Annotated in this window: 11 protein-coding genes, 3 pseudogenes and 1 CRISPR repeat array (1 of these 15 only partly in view); of the genes and pseudogenes, 11 read left to right on the top strand and 3 right to left on the bottom strand. The window is 41.3% G+C overall.

Features of this window, described 5'->3' with window-relative positions; translation table 11 throughout:
• On the bottom strand, positions 1–459 hold the full coding sequence (locus tag C6N34_RS07795; protein ID WP_236107480.1) for a hypothetical protein: 459 nt from the start codon (positions 457–459) through the stop codon (positions 1–3).
• A 217-nt stretch (positions 460–676) separates the two neighbouring features.
• Between C6N34_RS07795 and C6N34_RS07790 the strand changes: the two genes are divergently transcribed.
• From C6N34_RS07790 to C6N34_RS07745, 10 genes and pseudogenes are all read left to right on the top strand, one after another.
• Positions 677–2,083 (top strand): hypothetical protein, encoded by a 1,407-nt coding sequence (locus C6N34_RS07790; protein WP_115538195.1) that lies wholly within the window; start codon positions 677–679, stop codon positions 2,081–2,083.
• A 245-nt stretch (positions 2,084–2,328) separates the two neighbouring features.
• Positions 2,329–3,213, top strand: coding sequence for a Uma2 family endonuclease (locus tag C6N34_RS07785; RefSeq protein WP_236107478.1), 885 nt, complete (start codon positions 2,329–2,331; stop codon positions 3,211–3,213).
• 127 nt (positions 3,214–3,340) lie between these two features.
• A pseudogene (locus C6N34_RS07780) lies at positions 3,341–4,153 on the top strand (Uma2 family endonuclease); the annotation flags it as partial.
• Positions 4,154–4,514: 361 nt separating this feature from the next.
• Positions 4,515–5,327 (top strand): annotated as a pseudogene (locus tag C6N34_RS07775) (Uma2 family endonuclease); the annotation flags it as partial.
• Between the two features lie 403 nt (positions 5,328–5,730).
• Positions 5,731–6,651, top strand: coding sequence for a Uma2 family endonuclease (locus tag C6N34_RS07770; RefSeq protein WP_236107476.1), 921 nt, complete (start codon positions 5,731–5,733; stop codon positions 6,649–6,651).
• Between the two features lie 127 nt (positions 6,652–6,778).
• Positions 6,779–7,615 (top strand): annotated as a pseudogene (locus C6N34_RS07765) (Uma2 family endonuclease); the annotation flags it as partial.
• A 275-nt stretch (positions 7,616–7,890) separates the two neighbouring features.
• Positions 7,891–9,921, top strand: coding sequence for a type I restriction-modification system subunit M (locus C6N34_RS07760; RefSeq protein ID WP_115538180.1), 2,031 nt, complete (start codon positions 7,891–7,893; stop codon positions 9,919–9,921).
• Positions 9,918–11,249 carry a restriction endonuclease subunit S gene (locus C6N34_RS07755; RefSeq protein WP_115538179.1) on the top strand — a complete coding sequence of 444 codons (1,332 nt, stop codon included), beginning with the start codon at positions 9,918–9,920 and terminating at the stop codon, positions 11,247–11,249. Before C6N34_RS07760 ends, C6N34_RS07755 begins: the two co-directional genes overlap by 4 nt.
• Positions 11,250–11,295: 46 nt before the next feature.
• On the top strand, positions 11,296–14,247 hold the full coding sequence (locus C6N34_RS07750) for a type I restriction endonuclease subunit R (RefSeq protein ID WP_115538178.1): 2,952 nt from the start codon (positions 11,296–11,298) through the stop codon (positions 14,245–14,247).
• A gap of 25 nt (positions 14,248–14,272) precedes the next feature.
• Positions 14,273–14,773: a dihydrofolate reductase gene (locus tag C6N34_RS07745; RefSeq protein ID WP_115538177.1), complete on the top strand. Its 501-nt coding sequence runs from the start codon at positions 14,273–14,275 to the stop codon at positions 14,771–14,773.
• 124 nt (positions 14,774–14,897) lie between these two features.
• On the opposite strand, the gene C6N34_RS07740 is transcribed toward C6N34_RS07745, so the two are convergent.
• Positions 14,898–15,464 (bottom strand): Uma2 family endonuclease, encoded by a 567-nt coding sequence (locus C6N34_RS07740; protein WP_096547023.1) that lies wholly within the window; start codon positions 15,462–15,464, stop codon positions 14,898–14,900.
• A 1,354-nt stretch (positions 15,465–16,818) separates the two neighbouring features.
• Between C6N34_RS07740 and C6N34_RS07735 the strand changes: the two genes are divergently transcribed.
• Positions 16,819–17,331, top strand: a complete 513-nt coding sequence (locus C6N34_RS07735; protein ID WP_006277555.1) for a DUF456 domain-containing protein — start codon at positions 16,819–16,821, stop codon at positions 17,329–17,331.
• A gap of 19 nt (positions 17,332–17,350) precedes the next feature.
• Here C6N34_RS07735 and C6N34_RS07730 read toward each other — a convergent pair whose 3' ends face one another.
• Positions 17,351–18,142, bottom strand: coding sequence for an extracellular solute-binding protein (locus tag C6N34_RS07730; RefSeq protein ID WP_256450146.1), 792 nt, complete (start codon positions 18,140–18,142; stop codon positions 17,351–17,353).
• Positions 18,143–18,242: 100 nt separating this feature from the next.
• Positions 18,243–19,785: direct repeats of the CRISPR family, unit length 36 nt; unit sequence GTCGCAATACCTATTCCTTCTTATGAAGGTCAAGAC; it runs 848 nt beyond the window's last position.

Raw genomic sequence — 19,785 nt, 5'->3', positions numbered from 1 at the left:
TCAGTCTCCCATTATTTTATGACGCAAGAAAAAGGCGAAAGGTGGAATGTATTTTACCGCTTCCGGGGAACTGGTTGCTGTTGGTAACCAGTATAGCCAGATGGCATCCAGCAGAAAAAAGAAAATCAGTGAAAGTTGGGCTTCGCTACTCCGATTAATGTAAAAAACCGCGATCGCAATGGTCAGCATTGGTATTATCCCCAATAACCACCACAGTAATCTCCATCGAAGTGTAGCAGCTCCATCATTAAAGCGATTCCTAACTGCTAGTGCACACCAAATAACTGTTGGAATAAAACAAGCAAGAAACATGACGATAGCGGCAGTATTATAGTCACTAGCCAGCCAAGAACCTACTGGTATTTGCTGAATAGGTACAATTTGATTCTCATAGAGCAGCTTTTGTCCCCAAAACATTGCTATGCCACCAACTAAGAAGAGTACAATAATTGTAATCATTTCCCTCGATCTCATTGACCCCCCTTATTTTTTGTAGTGTTCCTGTTGTCGTTTGGTTGAAACTCAGTATGGTTATTTTTCCTTATGCTAACATACTACTCTATGATTTGCAATAGAACTGGTGGTAAAGTTACTTAATATTATTTTATAATCAGTAATAATATTGCTGACAGAATAGAATTAGTAATAAAATAGTTTTGACAAATAGGAGTTAAAAATGATACACAAAGTATACTTCCGCAAAGGCTTGATTGTCTTGTTACTTAGTCTTTTTATAGTAGCTTGTAACAAGGAAGAAGAGCTAAAATGCGAACTTCCCCATACTCCTGTGGAGAATACTAATACTAGTAAATCAAATAATCTCAATGTGAGCATTTACCTAGATGGTAGTGGCTCCATGTTAGGATATGTGAAGGGCGGAGAAACCAATTATGTTAAGACTCTTAGATCTATCAGAAATGTATTTGAGTTAAGTGATAAATTACCAGTTGAATATTATCGAATTGGTAGTCCCATGCAAAAAATTACCAGTAGTGAATACTACAATTCTGGAATTAGTTCCGTATTTTATGATGGCAGTAGTAACCAGTTTCCAGAAGTTTCCAGTCCCATAGATGCTGCTATTGTTCCCCCAGAAAAGGAGCAGAAAAAAATGACTGTCATTATTACTGATTTGCAGCAAAATAGTGGAGACGTAACCAAACTAAATAAAGTAATTAATGACACTTATTATAATATTGAGAATCGAGATTATGCGGTAGGAATTTGGGCTATTAAAAGTGACTTTGATGGTAAGATTTATTTAGAAGGTAACAATCCAAGAAGTTTTAACTACAGCACAGGTCAAGAACCAGCAAAGTTTCGTCCATTTTATGTATTATTTATCGGACCCTATGGGGATATTAAGCACTACTTTAGTCAGCTCAAAAAATACAATACAAACCAGGATTTACTAAATAGTGATAACAGCAACTTAATGATCTTTCATCCCGATCATGTATTGGATAAAATCTCTGTTTTAGATGGGACACCCATATCCTTACCACAGGGGATTACTGAAGTTTTTGCCCTAGCGAAGGAGGGGGTTACGGTTAGCAAAGGCAACCAGGAAATGCTAAAATTGAATTCTTCTTTAAAGCAGAGTTCAACCATTAACTATACAGTGAATTTACTCCATTCAGAATATAGTTTACTGGTAGATCTAAGTATGATTCAAGCCCAGATAAAAGGTAAAAAGTTAGATAGGTTTAATCGTAAGTTTGTAGAGGTAGATAGCAATTCAGAAATAATTTCAGCCATAGAATTAAAAGATTGGCAAATTCTGCCCAAAGAAAATCAAGCCAAATTTGCAGCAGTGATCCAACCTGATAAATTATCTGAACCGGGTATTTATAACTTACAGTTTGATCTAAATACTCCTTCCTTAGCGGTTCCCAATTGGTGGAAAGAATGGGATTGGCAAACCAGAACCGGAGAGGAAGACGGTTCCAAAACCTATAATTTACAAGAATTTTTTACCGCCCTAAAAGTTAGAACGGAAACTATGCAATCCGAAATTGCCAAAAGTCCTCAGCATTCAGGATGGTTTATTGGTAGCTTATGCTATGCGATTCAGAAAGATTAGAAAAATTAATATATAGTTTTTATATATAGTTTTTAAAATCTGAACACCGTGGGATCTCTCCTAGGGAGTGCTTCGCAATCGTCCGTTCTAATCTTGATAAAGACATTTCAGCCCCCTTTGTAGGCTGGGTTTTCTCAACCCAACCCCCGAAGATCAATGAGATCCCCTGATTACCAAACTAAAAAAAGTTGCTAAAATTAGGTTAAATCCCCCTGAGCTGAGGGGAAAACCCCCTCTTACCAACCGTGTCCCAACCTTCAACCCAAAATGTAACTCCCCCTAGGGAACCTTTCAACCTACCAGACCATACCCAGTTACCAGACTCTGATGACAATTTTGTGAAAAATTTCCAAGAACACCCGCAAAGCATAATATTAACCACATCAATTGAACCATTACTGAAAAAAATCCATCCCAATGGAGACTATTGTATAGGACAGGATAGTGGCATATATTGGCGATTCACAGAACCTCCAGAAAAAGGGGTAGAAGCACCAGACTGGTTCTATGTTCCCGGAGTGCCATCCAGACTAAATGGGCAATTGAGAAGGTCTTATGTGCTATGGAAGGAAAAAGTACCTCCCTTCATAGTGATAGAATTTGCGTCTAAAAATGGAAAGGAGGAAAAAGACAGTTCTCCTCCACCAGAAGGGGATGAAATAGATCCAGAAACCGGGAAACTAAAAAAAGCGGGGAAGTTTTGGGTGTACGAACAAGCGGTAAAAATACCATATTATGCCATATTTAATGGTTTTAAGGGTACACTAGAGGTATATCATTTAGAGAGAAAAAGATACAAAGAAATAAAGGCGAATAGGCGAGGACACTATGCCATACCGGAGATGGGCATAGAATTGGGAATACTGTATGACAACCAGAAACCACCCACACCGTGGTTAAGATGGTGGGATAATAAGGGGGACTTGTTATTGACAGGAAATGAGCGTGCAGAACAAGCGGAAGTTATCGCTATTCGTGAGCGTCTAGCTAAAGAACAGGAACGAGAAGCTAAAGAGCGAGCAGAAGCGATCGCGTCTCAGGAACGAGAAGCTAAAGAACAGGAGCGCCAACAAAAAGAAAAACTAGCTGCTTATCTACGTTCCCTTGGGATTGACCCGAAGAAAATATAAAATCCTTATGCTAAATATAATGCGGGTTGGGTTCCAAACTATCAGATATTTCCCCGGTCAAAAAAAACAACACGAAACCAAAAACAGTTGCTAAAATTAGGTTAAATCCCCTTAGCTGAGGGCAAAAATGAACCCCGTACCCCCTCTTACCGTGCCCCAATCTTCAACCACCACCCAAAATGTAACCACTTCCCTCCCTGAGGAACCCCTGGACCTACCAGACCATACCCAGTTACCGGACTCCAATGACGATTTTGTGAAAAATTTCCAAGAACACCCACAAAGCATAATATTAACCACATCAATTGAACCATTACTGAAAAAAATCCATCCCAACGGAGACTATTGTATAGGACAGGATAGTGGCATATATTGGCGATTCACAGAACCTCCAGAAAAAGGGGTAGAAGCACCAGACTGGTTCTATGTTCCCGGAGTACCATCCAGGCTAAATGGGCAATTGAGAAGGTCATATGTGCTATGGAAGGAAAAAGTACCTCCCTTCATAGTGATAGAATTTGCGTCTAAAAATGGAAAGGAGGAAAAAGACAGTTCCCCTCCACCAGAAGGGGATGAAATAGATCCAGAAACCGGGAAACTAAAAAAAGCGGGGAAGTTTTGGGTGTACGAACAAGCGGTAAAAATACCATATTATGCCATATTTAATGGTTTTAAGGGTACACTAGAGGTATATCATTTAGAGAGAAAAAGATACAAAGAAATAAAGGCGAATAGGCGAGGACACTATGCCATACCGGAGATGGGTATAGAATTGGGAATACTGTATGACAACCAGAAACCACCCACACCGTGGTTAAGATGGTGGGATAATAAGGGGAATCTCTTATTGACAGGAAATGAGCTTGCGGAACAAGCGGAAGCGATCGCTATTCGTGAGCGTCTGGCTAAAGAGCAAGCAGAAACTATCGCATCTCAAGAGCGTCTGGCTAGAGAGCAAGCAGAAACTATTGCATCTCAAGAGCGTCTAGCTAAAGAGCGAGCAGAAACTATTGCATCTCAAGAGCGTCTAGCTAAAGAGCGAGCAGAAACTATTGCATCTCAGGAACGCATGGCTAAAGAACAGGAACGAGAAGCTAAAGAACAGGAGCGCCAACAAAAAGAAAAACTAGCTGCTTATCTACGTTCCCTTGGGATTGACCCAGAGAAAATATAAAATCCTTATGCTAAATATAATGCGGGTTGGGTTCCAAACTATCAGATATTTCCCCGGTCAAAAAAAACAACACGAAACCAAAAATAGTTGCTAAAATTAGGTTAAATCCCCTTAGCTGAGGGCAAAAATGAACCCCGTACCCCCTCTTACCGTGCCCCAATCTTCAACCACCACCCAAAATGTAACCACTTCCCTCCCTGAGGAACCCCTGGACCTACCAGACCATACCCAGTTACCGGACTCCAATGACGATTTTGTGAAAAATTTCCAAGAACACCCGCAAAGCATAATATTAACCACATCAATTGAACCATTACTGAAAAAAATCCATCCCAACGGAGACTATTGTATAGGACAGGATAGTGGCATATATTGGCGATTCACAGAACCTCCAGAAAAAGGGGTAGAAGCACCAGACTGGTTCTATGTTCCCGGAGTACCATCCAGGCTAAATGGGCAATTGAGAAGGTCATATGTGCTATGGAAGGAAAAAGTACCTCCCTTCATAGTGATAGAATTTGCGTCTAAAAATGGAAAGGAGGAAAAAGACAGTTCCCCTCCACCAGAAGGGGATGAAATAGATCCAGAAACCGGGAAACTAAAAAAAGCGGGGAAGTTTTGGGTGTATGAACAAGCGGTAAAGATACCATATTATGCCATATTTAATGGTTTTAAGGGTACACTAGAGGTATATCATTTAGAGAGAAAAAGATACAAAGAAATAAAGGCGAATAGGCGAGGACACTATGCCATACCGGAGATGGGTATAGAATTGGGAATACTGTATGACAACCAGAAACCACCCACACCGTGGTTAAGATGGTGGGATAATAAGGGGAATCTCTTATTGACAGGAAATGAGCTTGCGGAACAAGCGGAAGCGATCGCTATTCGTGAGCGTCTGGCTAAAGAGCAAGCAGAAACTATCGCATCTCAAGAGCGTCTGGCTAGAGAGCAAGCAGAAACTATTGCATCTCAAGAGCGTCTAGCTAAAGAGCGAGCAGAAACTATTGCATCTCAAGAACGCATGGCTAAAGAACAGGAACGAGAAGCTAAAGAGCGAGCAGAAACTATTGCATCTCAGGAACGCATGGCTAAAGAACAGGAACGAGAAGCTAAAGAACAGGAACGAGAAGCTAAAGAACAGGAGCGCCAACAAAAAGAAAAACTAGCTGCTTATCTACGTTCCCTTGGGATTGACCCAGAGAAAATATAAAATCCTTATGCTAAATATAATGCGGGTTGGGTTCCAAACTATCAGATATTTCCCCGGTCAAAAAAAACAACACGAAACCAAAAATAGTTGCTAAAATTAGGTTAAATCCCCTTAGCTGAGGGCAAAAATGAACCCCGTACCCCCTCTTACCGTGCCCCAATCTTCAACCACCACCCAAAATGTAACCACTTCCCTCCCTGAGGAACCCCTGGACCTACCAGACCATACCCAGTTACCGGACTCCAATGACGATTTTGTGAAAAATTTCCAAGAACACCCGCAAAGCATAATATTAACCACATCAATTGAACCATTACTGAAAAAAATCCATCCCAACGGAGACTATTGTATAGGACAGGATAGTGGCATATATTGGCGATTCACAGAACCTCCAGAAAAAGGGGTAGAAGCACCAGACTGGTTCTATGTTCCCGGAGTACCATCCAGGCTAAATGGGCAATTGAGAAGGTCATATGTGCTATGGAAGGAAAAAGTACCTCCCTTCATAGTGATAGAATTTGCGTCTAAAAATGGAAAGGAGGAAAAAGACAGTTCCCCTCCACCAGAAGGGGATGAAATAGATCCAGAAACCGGGAAACTAAAAAAAGCGGGGAAGTTTTGGGTGTACGAACAAGCGGTAAAAATACCATATTATGCCATATTTAATGGTTTTAAGGGTACACTAGAGGTATATCATTTAGAGAGAAAAAGATACAAAGAAATAAAGGCGAATAGGCGAGGACACTATGCCATACCGGAGATGGGTATAGAATTGGGAATACTGTATGACAACCAGAAACCACCCACACAGTGGTTAAGATGGTGGGATAATAAGGGGAATCTCTTATTGACAGGAAATGAGCTTGCGGAACAAGCGGAAGCGATCGCTATTCGTGAGCGTCTGGCTAAAGAGCAAGCAGAAACTATCGCATCTCAGGAGCGTCTGGCTAGAGAGCAAGCAGAAACTATCGCATCTCAGGAGCGCCAACAAAAAGAAAAACTAGCTGCTTATCTACGTTCTCTTGGGATTGACCCGGAGAAAATATAAAATCCTTATGCTAAATATAATGCGGGTTGGGTTCTAAACTATCAGATATTTCACCGGTCAAAAAAAACAACACGAAACCAAAAACAGTTGCTAAAATTAGGTTAAATCCCCCTAGCTGAGGGCAAAAATGAACCCCGTACCCCCTCTTACCGTGCCCCAATCTTCAACCACCACCCAAAATGTAACCCTCCCTGAGGAACCCCTGGACCTACCAGACCATACCCAGTTACCGGACTCCGATGACGATTTTGTGAAAAATTTCCAAGAACACCCACAAAGCATAATATTAACCACATCAATTGAACCATTACTGAAAAAAATCCATCCCAACGGAGACTATTGTATAGGACAGGATAGTGGCATATATTGGCGATTCACAGATCCTCCAGAAAAAGGGGTAGAAGCACCAGACTGGTTCTATGTTCCCGGAGTGCCATCCAGACTAAATGGGCAATTGAGAAGGTCATATGTGCTATGGAAGGAAAAAGTACCTCCCTTCATAGTGATAGAATTCGCGTCTAAAAATGGAAAGGAGGAAAAAGACAGTTCCCCTCCACCAGAAGGGGATGAAATAGATCCAGAAACCGGGAAACTAAAAAAAGCGGGGAAGTTTTGGGTGTATGAACAAGCGGTAAAGATACCATATTATGCCATATTTAATGGGTTTAAGGGTACACTAGAGGTATATCATTTAGAGAGAAAAAGATACAAAGAAATAAAGGCGAATATGCGAGGACACTATGCCATACCGGAGATGGGTATAGAGTTGGGAATACTGTATGACAACCAGAAACCACCCACACCGTGGTTAAGATGGTGGGATAATAAGGGGAATCTCTTATTGACAGGAAATGAGCTTGCGGAACAAGCGGAAGCGATCGCTATTCGTGAGCGTCTGGCTAAAGAGCAAGCAGAAACTATCGCATCTCAAGAGCGTCTGGCTAGAGAGCAAGCAGAAACTATCGCATCTCAAGAGCGTCTCGCTAAAGAACAGGAACGAGAAGCTAAAGAGCGAGCAGAAGCGATCGCATCTCAGGAACGCATGGCTAAGGAACAGGAACGAGAAGCTAAAGAGCTAGCGGAAGCGATCGCATCTCAGGAACGCATGGCTAAAGAACAGGAACGAGAAGCTAAAGAACAGGAGCGCCAACAAAAAGAAAAACTAGCTGCTTATCTACGTTCTCTTGGGATTGACCCAGAGAAAATATAAAATCCTGATCTATAAATACAAGTATTATTATGCAAAATTTTGGAGAAAAGGTCAATTTCATTTGGAGTATCGCCGATCTTATCCGGGATACCTTTAAGCGTGGCAAATATCAAGATGTCATTCTTCCTTTTACCGTGTTGCGCCGCCTAGACTGCGTACTTCAACCAACCAAAGTGGAGGTCTTAGAAGCCTACGACCATTACAAAAACAAACTAGATAACCTGGACTCCTTCCTGTGCAAGAAATCGGGCTTTGCTTTCTACAACAGCGCCCCCTACGACTTTCAGAAGCTGCTGGATGATCCCAAGCACCTTGCTGCTAATTTGAAACTATACATTAACAGCTTTAGTGCCAATATGCGCGAAGTGTTGGAGAAATTTGACTTTCCCAACACCATTGATAAGCTGGAACAGTCGGAGCTGCTATTTTTGGTTACTGAGCGGTTTAAGAATATAGACCTACATCCGGACAAAGTTTCTAATCTGGAGATGGGATATATATTTGAGGAGCTAATCCGTAAATTCAATGAGGCCCTGGATGAAAATCCGGGAGAACACTTCACACCGAGGGAGGTTATCCAGTTGATGGTCAACCTCATCTTCGCTCAGGATAAAGCCCAATTGAGCCAGGAATACATTAACCGCACAGTTTGCGATCCTTGCTGCGGTTCAGGAGGAATGCTGACTATTGCCAAAGATCGCATCCTCGAACTCAATTCCAAAGCTCAAGTATTTCTTTTTGGACAGGAAGTGAATCCGGAAACCTTTGCGGTGTGCAAATCCGATCTGTATATGAAGAGCATAGATGGCAAAGATGCTGAAAATATTAAATTTGGCAGTACTCTTTCCCATGATCAGCACAGCGACAGAACCTTTGACTATCTCCTGGCCAATCCACCCTACGGAAAAGATTGGAAGCGGGACAAAGATGCAGTGGAAGCGGAAGCGCAAAAACCAGGTGGTCGTTTTTCAGCAGGAACACCACGCATAAGTGATGGTCAACTCCTATTTTTGCAGCACATGCTCTCACGTATGAAACCGGTTGAGCAGGGTGGAAGTCGCGTGGCCATAGTGATGAATGGTTCGCCATTGTTTACCGGAGATGCGGGAAGTGGCGAGAGCGAGATTCGGCGGTGGATTTTGGAGAATGACTGGTTAGAAGCGATCGCAGCTTTGCCCGAGCAGCTTTTTTATAACACGGGTATTGCCACATACATCTGGGTTCTAACCAACCACAAGTCTCCTGAGAGAAAAGGGAAGGTGCAACTCATTAACGCCTCTGAGTTTTGGATACCGATGCGGAAGAGTTTAGGGAGTAAGCGACGGGAGGTCAGTTCCCAGTATATTGAGGAGATAACCAGAATTTTCCAGAGTTTTGAGTCTTCAGAAGTCAGCAAGATTTTTGACACTCAAGATTTTGGTTATCGTAAAATTACTGTTGAGCGTCCCCTGCGATTAAACTTTCAGGCATCACCGGAGCGCATAGTAAAGATTAAGGAGCAACCTGGATTTATTAGTTTGGCGGTAAGCAAGAAAAAGAGCGCCGAGGTAAAGGCAACTGAGGAACAGGCTGGCAGGGAGCAGCAGAGGCTAATTTTGTCCATGCTTTATAACTTACCAGATACATTATATAAAGATCGTGACCAATTTGAGAAGGTGTTAAAGAAAGCGATAAAGTCCCAAGGATTAACGATAGGAGCGCCGGTTTACAAGGCAATTCTTGCTGCACTTTCTGAGCGAGACGACACCGGGAAGGTTTGTGAGGATAAGCAGGGACATCCTGAAGCTGATTCTGAGTTAAGAGATACTGAGAATGTGCCACTCAAGGAGGATATTAGGGAGTATTTTCAGCGGGAAGTGGCCCCCCATGTACCTGATGCTTGGATTAGCGAGAGCGTGCGGGATGTTAAGGATGGAGAGATTGGCAAGGTGGGCTATGAAATTAATTTCAACCGGTATTTTTATAAGTATGAGCCCCCACGGGCGTTAGAGGAGATTGAAGCGGAAATTAAGGCAATTGAAGGGGATATACTGGAAATGTTGCGGGAGGTAGCAGGATGAGTGAGGTAGAGATTAAGCAGGAGAGAGGATGGAAGCGGTATCCAGCGTATAAGGATTCTGGGGTTGAGTGGTTGGGGGAAATTCCGGAGGGTTGGGAGGTGAGGAAAGTTAGTCATGCTTTCCAAAAAATAGGAAGTGGAACAACACCTTCTACTAATCATTATGACTATTACGAAGGTAACATTCCTTGGGTGAATACATCAGAGCTAAGAGAAAAGGTAATCACTGATACAAGTGCTAAGCTAACCAACAAGGCTTTACTAGATCATTCTGTTTTAAATTTATATCCTCCTGGAACCTTGCTCATAGCCATGTATGGGGCAACAATTGGGCGATTAGGTATCCTTGGGATAACTGCTTGTACTAATCAAGCCTGTTGTGCATTAGCTAATCCAATTTCGATAAATGCAAAATTTGCATTTTACTGGCTATGGATGAGGAGAAATGAATTGATACTCTTGTCTTCCGGAGGAGGACAACCAAACATAAATCAAGAGAAAATTCGCTCTATTCGTATTCCTGCTCCCCCCCTCACTGAACAACAAGCGATCGCCCGATTTTTAGATAGAGAAACTGCCAAAATCGACACCTTGATTGCCAAGAAGGAGCGATTAATCGAACTTCTCAAGGAGAAGCGCACCGCACTGATTAGCCATGCGGTCACTAAGGGACTAAATCCTGATGCTCCGATGAAGGATTCTGGGATTGAGTGGTTGGGAAAAATTCCGGAGGGTTGGAAAATGATACGATTGAAATATGTAGCGCCAGTCTCTTCGGTGAAGTTAACTCAAAAACCCGACCACCTACCTTACCTCGGACTTGAACACATTGAATCAAAAACGGGAAGACTTTTATTAGATACTCCTGTAGAGAATGTGGAAAGCACAGTTTCTTGTTTTGAAAAGGGTGACGTACTTTTCGGCAAGCTACGTCCCTACTTAGCAAAAGTATTTTTGGCTGAGTTTCAAGGGGTAAGTACTACTGAGTTATTGGCATTAAAAACGAGTCAAGAGGTCAATGGTAAGTTTCTTTTTTATCAACTAATCGCAGAAGGATTTATTAATCAGGTTAACTCTTTTACCTATGGGACTAAAATGCCTCGTGTTAGCCCAGAACAAATAACCAGTCTTTTCATCACCCTCCCCCCCCTCTCTGAACAACAAGCGATCGCCCAATTCCTAGATAGAGAAACTGCCAAAATCGACACCCTAGTCACCAAGACCCGCATCAGTATTGACAAACTCAAAGAATACCGAACAGCACTCATCTCAGCTGCTGTCACAGGTAAAATTGATATAAGAGAGAATCTAACTCCATCACCCAATTAATACAACCCCAATACACCTGAAAAAATATCAAAAAATTAAATCCCAAATGATCGACACCTCAGAAAAAAACCTTGAAAACACCATCGAAACAAGCCTCCTGCAAAACGGTTACCAGCGCCGCACCTCCAGAGATTACCACCCCGCCCTCTCCCTCATCACCCAGGATGTGCTTAACTTCATCCAAGTCACCCAACCAAAAGAGTGGCAGAAATTTACAACCCAATATGGTGAGGACGCGGATAACAAACTCCTAAAACGCCTGGCCGAAGTCATCAAAAACCGAGGCACCTTAGAAGTCCTCCGCAAAGGTATCAAAGCCAATGGCTGCCGTTTTCAACTTGCCTACTTCCAACCCAATACCAGACTCAATCAAGAAACCCAAAAACTCTATCAGGCTAATTTATTTACTGTTGCCAGACAACTCCACTATAGCCAGAAAACGCCCACCAAAAGCCTGGATCTGGTCCTCTTCCTCAATGGACTACCCCTCTTCACCGCTGAGCTAAAAAACCCCTTTAAAGGTCAAAACGTGGAACATGCTATCAAACAGTACCGCACCAACCGGGATCCCAAAGAACCACTCTTTACCCTTGGCGTTTGTCTCTCCCACTTTGCCATAGACCCAGATCTGGTCTATATGACCACCCACCTTCAGGGTGATAAAACCCATTTCCTACCCTTCAACCAGGGGAACTGTGGAGGAGCGGGAAACCCACCCTCCACCCTTAGTTTCAGCACCGCTTACCTATGGGAAAAAACCTGGCAAAAAAATAGTGTCCTAGATCTCATCCAGAACTTTATCACTCTGGTTGAAGGAGAAGACGACAAGGGGAGGAAAACAGGGAAAAAGAAACTCATCTTCCCCCGCTATCACCAACTTGATACAGTGCGTCATTTGTTAGAGGATGCCAAATCCCAAGGCCCGGGAAAATCCTACCTCATCCAACACAGCGCCGGGAGTGGTAAAAGTAATTCCATTGCCTGGCTTGCTCACGGACTTTCTAGCCTCCATAACTCCCAAGATCAGCTGGTGTTTGATTCCATCATCGTCATTACCGATCGCCGGGTCTTGGATCGCCAATTACAACGAACCATCCGTCAGTTTGAAGACACTCCCGGATTGGTTGAGAATATTGACAAGACCTCCCACCAACTCAAAGAGGCCCTGGAATTAGGAAAAAAAATCATTGTCACCACCTTGCAAAAATTCCCAGTTATCGTTGACCAGATCCAGTCCCTCACGGGGAAGCGATTTGCAGTAATTGTAGATGAGGCCCACTCCTCCCAAACTGGGGAAAGTACCAAAAAGCTCAAATCTGTATTAAGTGTCACAAGCCTAGAAGCAGCAGAAGCGGAAGAAAGTAAGGAAGAAGAGGATTTAGAAGATCGTATTGTTGCTGAGGCGAAAAAACGCGGGAGAATTCCTAACCTAAGCTACTTTGCCTTCACTGCGACCCCCAAAGCCAAAACACTAGAGTTATTTGGCACAAAACAACCCGATGGTAGCTTTGCTCCCTTTAGCCTCTACTCCATGCGCCAAGCCATTGAGGAGGGTTTTATTTTAGATGTACTGGAAAACTATACTACCTATAACACATATTTTAATCTTCTCAAAACTATTGAAACCGATCCAAATTATGATCGGAAAAAAGCCGTATCCCTACTGCGAAACTTTGTCGAATTGCACCCACACACAATTAATCAGAAGGTGGCGATTATTATGGAGCATTTTCATGAGAAAGTTGCCCACCAAATTGATGGCAAAGCCAAAGCCATGATTGTTACCCGTTCCAGGCTACATGCAGTACGTTACAAGCAAGAATTAGATGAGTATATTCGCCAAAATGGCTATCCCTATCAGTCCCTAGTCGCTTTTACGGGAACAGTCAAGGATGGTGGAGAATTTACTGAGACCAATATGAACTCCAGGTCTTCGGGTATACATATTGCCGACAATGCAACCGCAGAAACCTTTAACCAACCTTCCTATCACTTTTTGGTAGTGGCTAATAAATTCCAGACTGGTTTTGATCAGCCACTACTAGTAGCAATGTATGTGGATAAGAAATTGAGTGGAGTAAACGCGGTGCAGACCCTTTCGCGCCTGAACCGAACACATCCCAATAAATTGGGAACAATCGTACTAGACTTTGCCAACGAAGCATCGGAGATAAAGAAGGCTTTTGAAGAGTATTACGATCGCACAATTCTAAGTGAGTCTACTGATCCCAACCAGCTTTATGACCTTCAGTCCCAACTTGGTGACTACGGTTTTTATGGACAAAAGGAGGTAGATTCTTTTGCCGAGATTTATTATGGAAAACAGGGGACACAGGATAAATTATACACTGTTTTAGCACCCGTAGTAGAGCAATATAAAGAAGCTACAGTAGAAGAGCAATTTAACTTTCGGGGTCAGCTTCAAGATTTCATCCGATTATATGCTTTTATATCCCAACTATTACCTATTCCAGACGGGGAGCTAGAAAAATTCTATGAATTTTTTCGCCACCTAATCCGTAAGCTACCTATTAAAACCCATACCCTTCCCCTGGAAGTGCAGACAAACATCGAATTAAAATCTTACCGCATCCAAAAGACCCATAAAGGCAAAATTGAACTAGAAAGAGGAGTGAGAGAAACAAGAGGTAATTATTCCATAGGAGCAAGTAAACCATCCACAGAGAACATAGAACCTCTTTCAAAAATCATTCAAGAAATCAATCAGCAATTTGGCACTGATTTCACTGACAATGAACGGGTATTTATTAAGCAATTAGAAGATAAACTAGACGAAAGTAATCCCTTGAAATTAAGCTTCAAAGTGAACACTCCTGAAAACATAAGACTTGTTTTCGATAACCTCACCAATGACCTGATGCAGGATATGATAGAAACTAATTTTAATTTCTATAAGCAGTTTAGTGATGATCGAGAATTCAAAAATCACCTTCTGGAACTTTTGTTCAAACGGTATGTAGAGCGAATAAACAGTTAACCTTTAGCAAGGAATATCATCCGTTATGACTCTTATTAGTCTCATAGCTGCCATTTCCCAAGATCGTATTTTAGCTGATTCCAAAAACGAACACATTCGCGGGGGTATTCCCTGGGATATTCCTAGTGATGGACGTTATTTTAAAGAAACTACCTGGCGACATCCTGTAATTATGGGTCGTAAAACCTATGCCACCTTCAATCATCCATTACCAAATCGTACTAATATTATTGTAACTAAAAACACTGACTATCAAGCGCCAGGATGTGTAGTTTTTCATTCTTTGGGGGAAGCAATTAAATGGACCAAAATGAGTGAAACAGAAGAGATATTTATTGCTGGTGGAGAACAAATTTATACCCAGGCTATGGAATTTGCGAACAAGCTATATTTGACCATTGTGGAAGGGAATTTTGAAGGTGATATACATTTTCCTGAATTTAGCAATTTTGGCAAATTAACCAAAGAAGAAAAATTAGAAGAAAATGGTTTTAAGTTTAAGTTTATAGAAATTGAACGTCAATAACTTTGGGAATAGTGCTGGGATTATATTTATAATCATCTGCAATTATTTCACCTTATACGTCAAGTCTAACGTAGGTTGGGTTTTCTCAACCCAACATTATCATCTTAAATCAAGTTATCCTGGCTCATCTTAAAATCTCATTTACAGTTAACTTGACCTCGGCAAATAAGGGGGAACAAATCACTTCATCATCCATAAAAACCCGCTCCTCATACAAACCTTCCACCCACTCCAAAACAGTCACTTTTTGCCCCATTGGATCAACAATCCAATATTCATTAATACCTCGCGCTGCATACTCAGAACGCTTGTAACGATAATCTCGCTTTTCTTGATTAGGACTTACCACTTCAACTACCAATAAAGGGGGTGGCATATCCATTAAAATTAGAGAGCGTGTAGCATTTTGCATCACCTGTGCCAACTCTTCAGAAAATACCACCAAATCAGGAACACGCACCCCCACCATGCGACTATTTACCGCTATTTCCGTTTTCATACTCAAGCGGTAATAGGGAATACCTAATTGAGAAAAATAGATTAATAAAAACACCGCTATGCGCCGATTGATTTCACTTTCAAAAGGCATAAGAATTATTTCCCCATTTTCCAATTCATATAAATAATCTGTCCCATCATCATAATTAAGAAATTCTTCAAAAGTCATCTTTTTAGCAGTAGTAGCTACCATGAAAATTACTCCTATAAAATATAAATTAACCCAATTTTAGCACTTGTTTTTGGTTTTGTGTTGGTTTTTAAAAAGGGTAGAAGGTAGGTTGAGTTGAAGCATGAAACCCAACACCTCCATGGATTACACTTATGTTATCATCATTTTTTAATGAAACTGGGCGCAGTCCCCACTAGCAATAAGTAGGTCAGTGGAATCAAATATAAGATAAAAGTAGGTTGGGTTGAAGCATGAAACCCAACATCCCCATGGATTACACTTATGTTATCATCATTTTTTAATGAAACTGGGCGCAGTCCCCACTAGCAATAAGTAGGTCAGTGGAATCAAATATAAGATAAAAGTAGGTTGGGTTGAAGCATGAAACCCAACACCCCCATGGATTACACTTATGTTATCATCATTTTTTAATGAAACTGGGCGCAGTCCCCACTAGCAATAAGTAGGTCAGTGGAATCAAATATAAGATAAAAGTAGGTTGGGTTGAAGCATGAAACCCAACACCCCCATGGATTACACTTATGTTATCATCATTTTTTAATGAAACTGGGCGCAGTCCCCACTAGCAATAAGTAGGTCAGTGGAATCAAATATAAGATAAAAGTAGGTTGGGTTGAAGCATGAAACCCAACACCCCCATGGATTACACTTATGTTATCATCATTTTTTAATGAAACTGGGCGCAGTCCCCACTAGCAATAAGTAGGTCAGTGGAATCAAATATAAGATAAAAGTAGGTTGGGTTGAAGCATGAAACCCAACACCCCCATGGATTACACTTATGTTATCATCATTTTTTAATGAAACTGGGCGCAGTCCCCACTAGCAATAAGTAGGTCAGTGGAATCAAATATAAGATAAAAGTAGGTTGGGTTGAAGCATGAAACCCAACACCCCCATGGATTACACTTATGTTATCATCATTTTTTAATGAAACTGGGCGCAGTCCCCACTAGCAATAAGTAGGTCAGTGGAATCAAATATAAGATAAAAGTAGGTTGGGTTGAAGCATGAAACCCAACACCCCCATGGATTACACTTATGTTATCATCATTTTTTAATGAAACTGGGCGCAGTCCCCACTAGCAATAAGTAGGTCAGTGGAATCAAATATAAGATAAAAGTAGGTTGGGTTGAAGCATGAAACCCAACACCCCCATGGATTACACTTATGTTATCATCATTTTTTAATGAAACTGGGCGCAGTCCCCACTAGCAATAAGTAGGTCAGTGGAATCAAATATAAGATAAAAGTAGGTTGGGTTGAAGCATGAAACCCAACACCCCCATGGGTTACACTTATGTTACCATCCTTTTTTAATGAAACTGGGCGCAGTCCCCACTAGCAATAATTATGCAAGTTATCTATCTACTCTTAGTTGCTGTAATGTTCCTGGGAATTATTGGTGCTGTAGTTCCAGCTATCCCTGGAAGTAGTTTGATTTTAATATCTATTATCATCTGGGGAATTGTGAGTAACTCCTTTGCTGCTATTAAAATTCCTCTGATTGTGACAATCATTGTTTTACTTCTAAGTACAGGAGTTGATTTCCTTGCTGGTTATATTGGTGCGAAACAAGCGGGTGCTAGTAAGTGGGGACAAATTGGCGCATTTGTGGGTTTATTAATGGGATTTTTCGGATTATTACCTGCTTTACCTTTTGGTGGACCATTACTAGGTATTCTATTTGGACCTCTATTAGGAGCAATTGTGGGTGAGTTTCTTTACCAAAGAAGATTATGGCCTGCGGTGAAAGCTGGTATTGGAATCACTGTGGGAACGCTCGTGGGAAACTTGATTCAAGGTGTCCTAGCCATCAGCGCAGTCATAGTATTTTTATTGACAACTTGGTCCCAAGTATACTGACCCACTTACTCCTGCTATATTATGACGATGATTGCAACTCTTGAAGAATTGCCTTTTTCAAAGTTTTACGAATTTCAGCAAACCCAGAATTAGGATAAGCATCAGCATTTTCACAAGTCTGATCACAGTCTTTTCGCAACACCAAAGCATCAGCAAATAATAAAGGATTACTGCCTTCAGATAAGGGTAGAGAACTTAATTGTACATCAGAATTGCTGCTATTTTTCAGAATATAATTGAGTCTTTCTGAATAACCAAAAAAAGCATCAACTTCATTATTAACAAATGCTGCTGCACCACTATCTAAATCGCTATATTTATCAAAGCAGGGGTTAACATCTCCCACTTGACAATTTTGAGCAAATTTTCTGAAAGATGTGATCACCTTTGGATTTAAAGTGGTGGATAAAGCAGCATTAATTTGTTTTGTTCCATAGGTATCCGCCCACCCATCTAAATACAGAGCTGGTAAGTTCCAACTACCTGTTAAATCTCCTGCTAAATTAGGTGTATCCGGAGTTATTGCTGTTAAGATATTCAACAATTTTTCTACGGATTTGGTTTTAGCTACTTTGTCATTCCGAGAAATAATAAAATGTCCACATAATAAATGGGGAACACCATATATATCACCATTGACTGTGACTCCTTGTAAACCTGCAGGATACCAATCTTTGATATTTTCAGGTTTATTCCATGTTTTGACTACATTTGCTTTGACTAAATCACCTAATAATAATGTATCTACTTCAACGAGATCATAACCATCTTGTTTGCTAGGGTTGGTTAACCATTGTTTTAAAGTGTCTATGTCATAAAATCCTTCTTCTTCTGGGTTGAGAGGTTTTAATACTAAGTCAATGTTGGGATTTTGGGTTTCAAACTCACTTTCAATTCTGTATCCCTCAGTTGTCGCAATACCTATTCCTTCTTATGAAGGTCAAGACGGTGTGCTCAAACTGCAGAACTATAGTACCCAGTAGTCGCAATACCTATTCCTTCTTATGAAGGTCAAGACTTCTAGCTTTCTCCCCTAAACCCTAAATTTTTTCCAGTCGCAATACCTATTCCTTCTTATGAAGGTCAAGACAGAGTTAGGCTGCCGTGATTGGCAACCAAACCCAAACCGTCGCAATACCTATTCCTTCTTATGAAGGTCAAGACTTCCTCGGGAAAGTATAGCTGCGAGGTAAACCCTCACGCAGCTGTCGCAATACCTATTCCTTCTTATGAAGGTCAAGACAAGACCACTTGTGCAGGGCTATATCCCTATATTATAAGTCGCAATACCTATTCCTTCTTATGAAGGTCAAGACGGAGCCCGAAAGGTTCTTCGACAGACCAGTATTCTGTCGCAATACCTATTCCTTCTTATGAAGGTCAAGACTGAGTTTAAGGAGTTGACTACGGGTGCTTCTACACGGGTCGCAATACCTATTCCTTCTTATGAAGGTCAAGACTTTGTACTGTGTAGGTTTTACCGCTACCAGCTTCTCGTCGCAATACCTATTCCTTCTTATGAAGGTCAAGACAAATAGACGCTGAATTAAGTGTTCTGTTTGACGTAGAGTCGCAATACCTATTCCTTCTTATGAAGGTCAAGACCTCGTAGTTAAATGCTACATAAACGAAGTTGAGGAAGTGGTCGCAATACCTATTCCTTCTTATGAAGGTCAAGACTTTTTAAAGCCCCTTTATGGGGTTTTTTCTTTACTTCTGTCGCAATACCTATTCCTTCTTATGAAGGTCAAGACAAAAATGGTTACAGTGGAATTATAGCGACATAGGAGTCGCAATACCTATTCCTTCTTATGAAGGTCAAGACGTAAAGGCAATGGAGACTTGGGCCGGGTATATTTTTTGTGTCGCAATACCTATTCCTTCTTATGAAGGTCAAGACGAAAGAGATGAAGTATTGAATGAAGTTATCGTTAGGTTGTCGCAATACCTATTCCTTCTTATGAAGGTCAAGACATTTTGATTTTTACCACCATTGAAGGTGGGTATAGAGGTCGCAATACCTATTCCTTCTTATGAAGGTCAAGACGTAAGGTCAAGGTAGCAAGGGTCAAGGGAGGGGTCAGTCGCAATACCTATTCCTTCTTATGAAGGTCAAGACGAGCCTAATGAAGTGGTTTATGAGTTGAATCCTTCTTGCGTCGCAATACCTATTCCTTCTTATGAAGGTCAAGACCTCTACTCCTAACCTACCCCTTGCCCCCTTGCCTTACCGTCGCAATACCTATTCCTTCTTATGAAGGTCAAGACAGATCACGAGTGTACTTATCTGTTACTAATTCTTTTAGAGTCGCAATACCTATTCCTTCTTATGAAGGTCAAGACCTTACTAGAATTTTCACTGCCACTCAGGATCTTTAAGTCGCAATACCTATTCCTTCTTATGAAGGTCAAGACTGTCTAGTTTTTGTCCAGTGGTAGATAGACTTTTCCTTA

The sequence above is a fragment of the Cylindrospermopsis raciborskii Cr2010 genome, from assembly GCF_003367075.2.
Taxonomy (GTDB): domain Bacteria; phylum Cyanobacteriota; class Cyanobacteriia; order Cyanobacteriales; family Nostocaceae; genus Raphidiopsis; species Raphidiopsis raciborskii.
The sequence above is the reverse complement of the archived record's forward strand: the minus strand, read 5'-3'. Positions and strand labels throughout refer to the sequence as shown.

What these genes read in the sequence shown, in the direction of transcription:
- C6N34_RS07795 (WP_236107480.1), bottom strand. Translation starts at nt 459, where the DNA reads ATGATTACAATTATTGTACTCTTCTTAGTTGGTGGCATAGCAATGTTT.
- C6N34_RS07770 (WP_236107476.1), top strand. Translation starts at nt 5,731, where the DNA reads ATGAACCCCGTACCCCCTCTTACCGTGCCCCAATCTTCAACCACCACC.
- C6N34_RS07735 (WP_006277555.1), top strand. Translation starts at nt 16,819, where the DNA reads ATGCAAGTTATCTATCTACTCTTAGTTGCTGTAATGTTCCTGGGAATT.
- C6N34_RS07790 (WP_115538195.1), top strand. Translation starts at nt 677, where the DNA reads ATGATACACAAAGTATACTTCCGCAAAGGCTTGATTGTCTTGTTACTT.
- C6N34_RS07755 (WP_115538179.1), top strand. Translation starts at nt 9,918, where the DNA reads ATGAGTGAGGTAGAGATTAAGCAGGAGAGAGGATGGAAGCGGTATCCA.
- C6N34_RS07750 (WP_115538178.1), top strand. Translation starts at nt 11,296, where the DNA reads ATGATCGACACCTCAGAAAAAAACCTTGAAAACACCATCGAAACAAGC.
- C6N34_RS07740 (WP_096547023.1), bottom strand. Translation starts at nt 15,464, where the DNA reads ATGGTAGCTACTACTGCTAAAAAGATGACTTTTGAAGAATTTCTTAAT.
- C6N34_RS07760 (WP_115538180.1), top strand. Translation starts at nt 7,891, where the DNA reads ATGCAAAATTTTGGAGAAAAGGTCAATTTCATTTGGAGTATCGCCGAT.
- C6N34_RS07745 (WP_115538177.1), top strand. Translation starts at nt 14,273, where the DNA reads ATGACTCTTATTAGTCTCATAGCTGCCATTTCCCAAGATCGTATTTTA.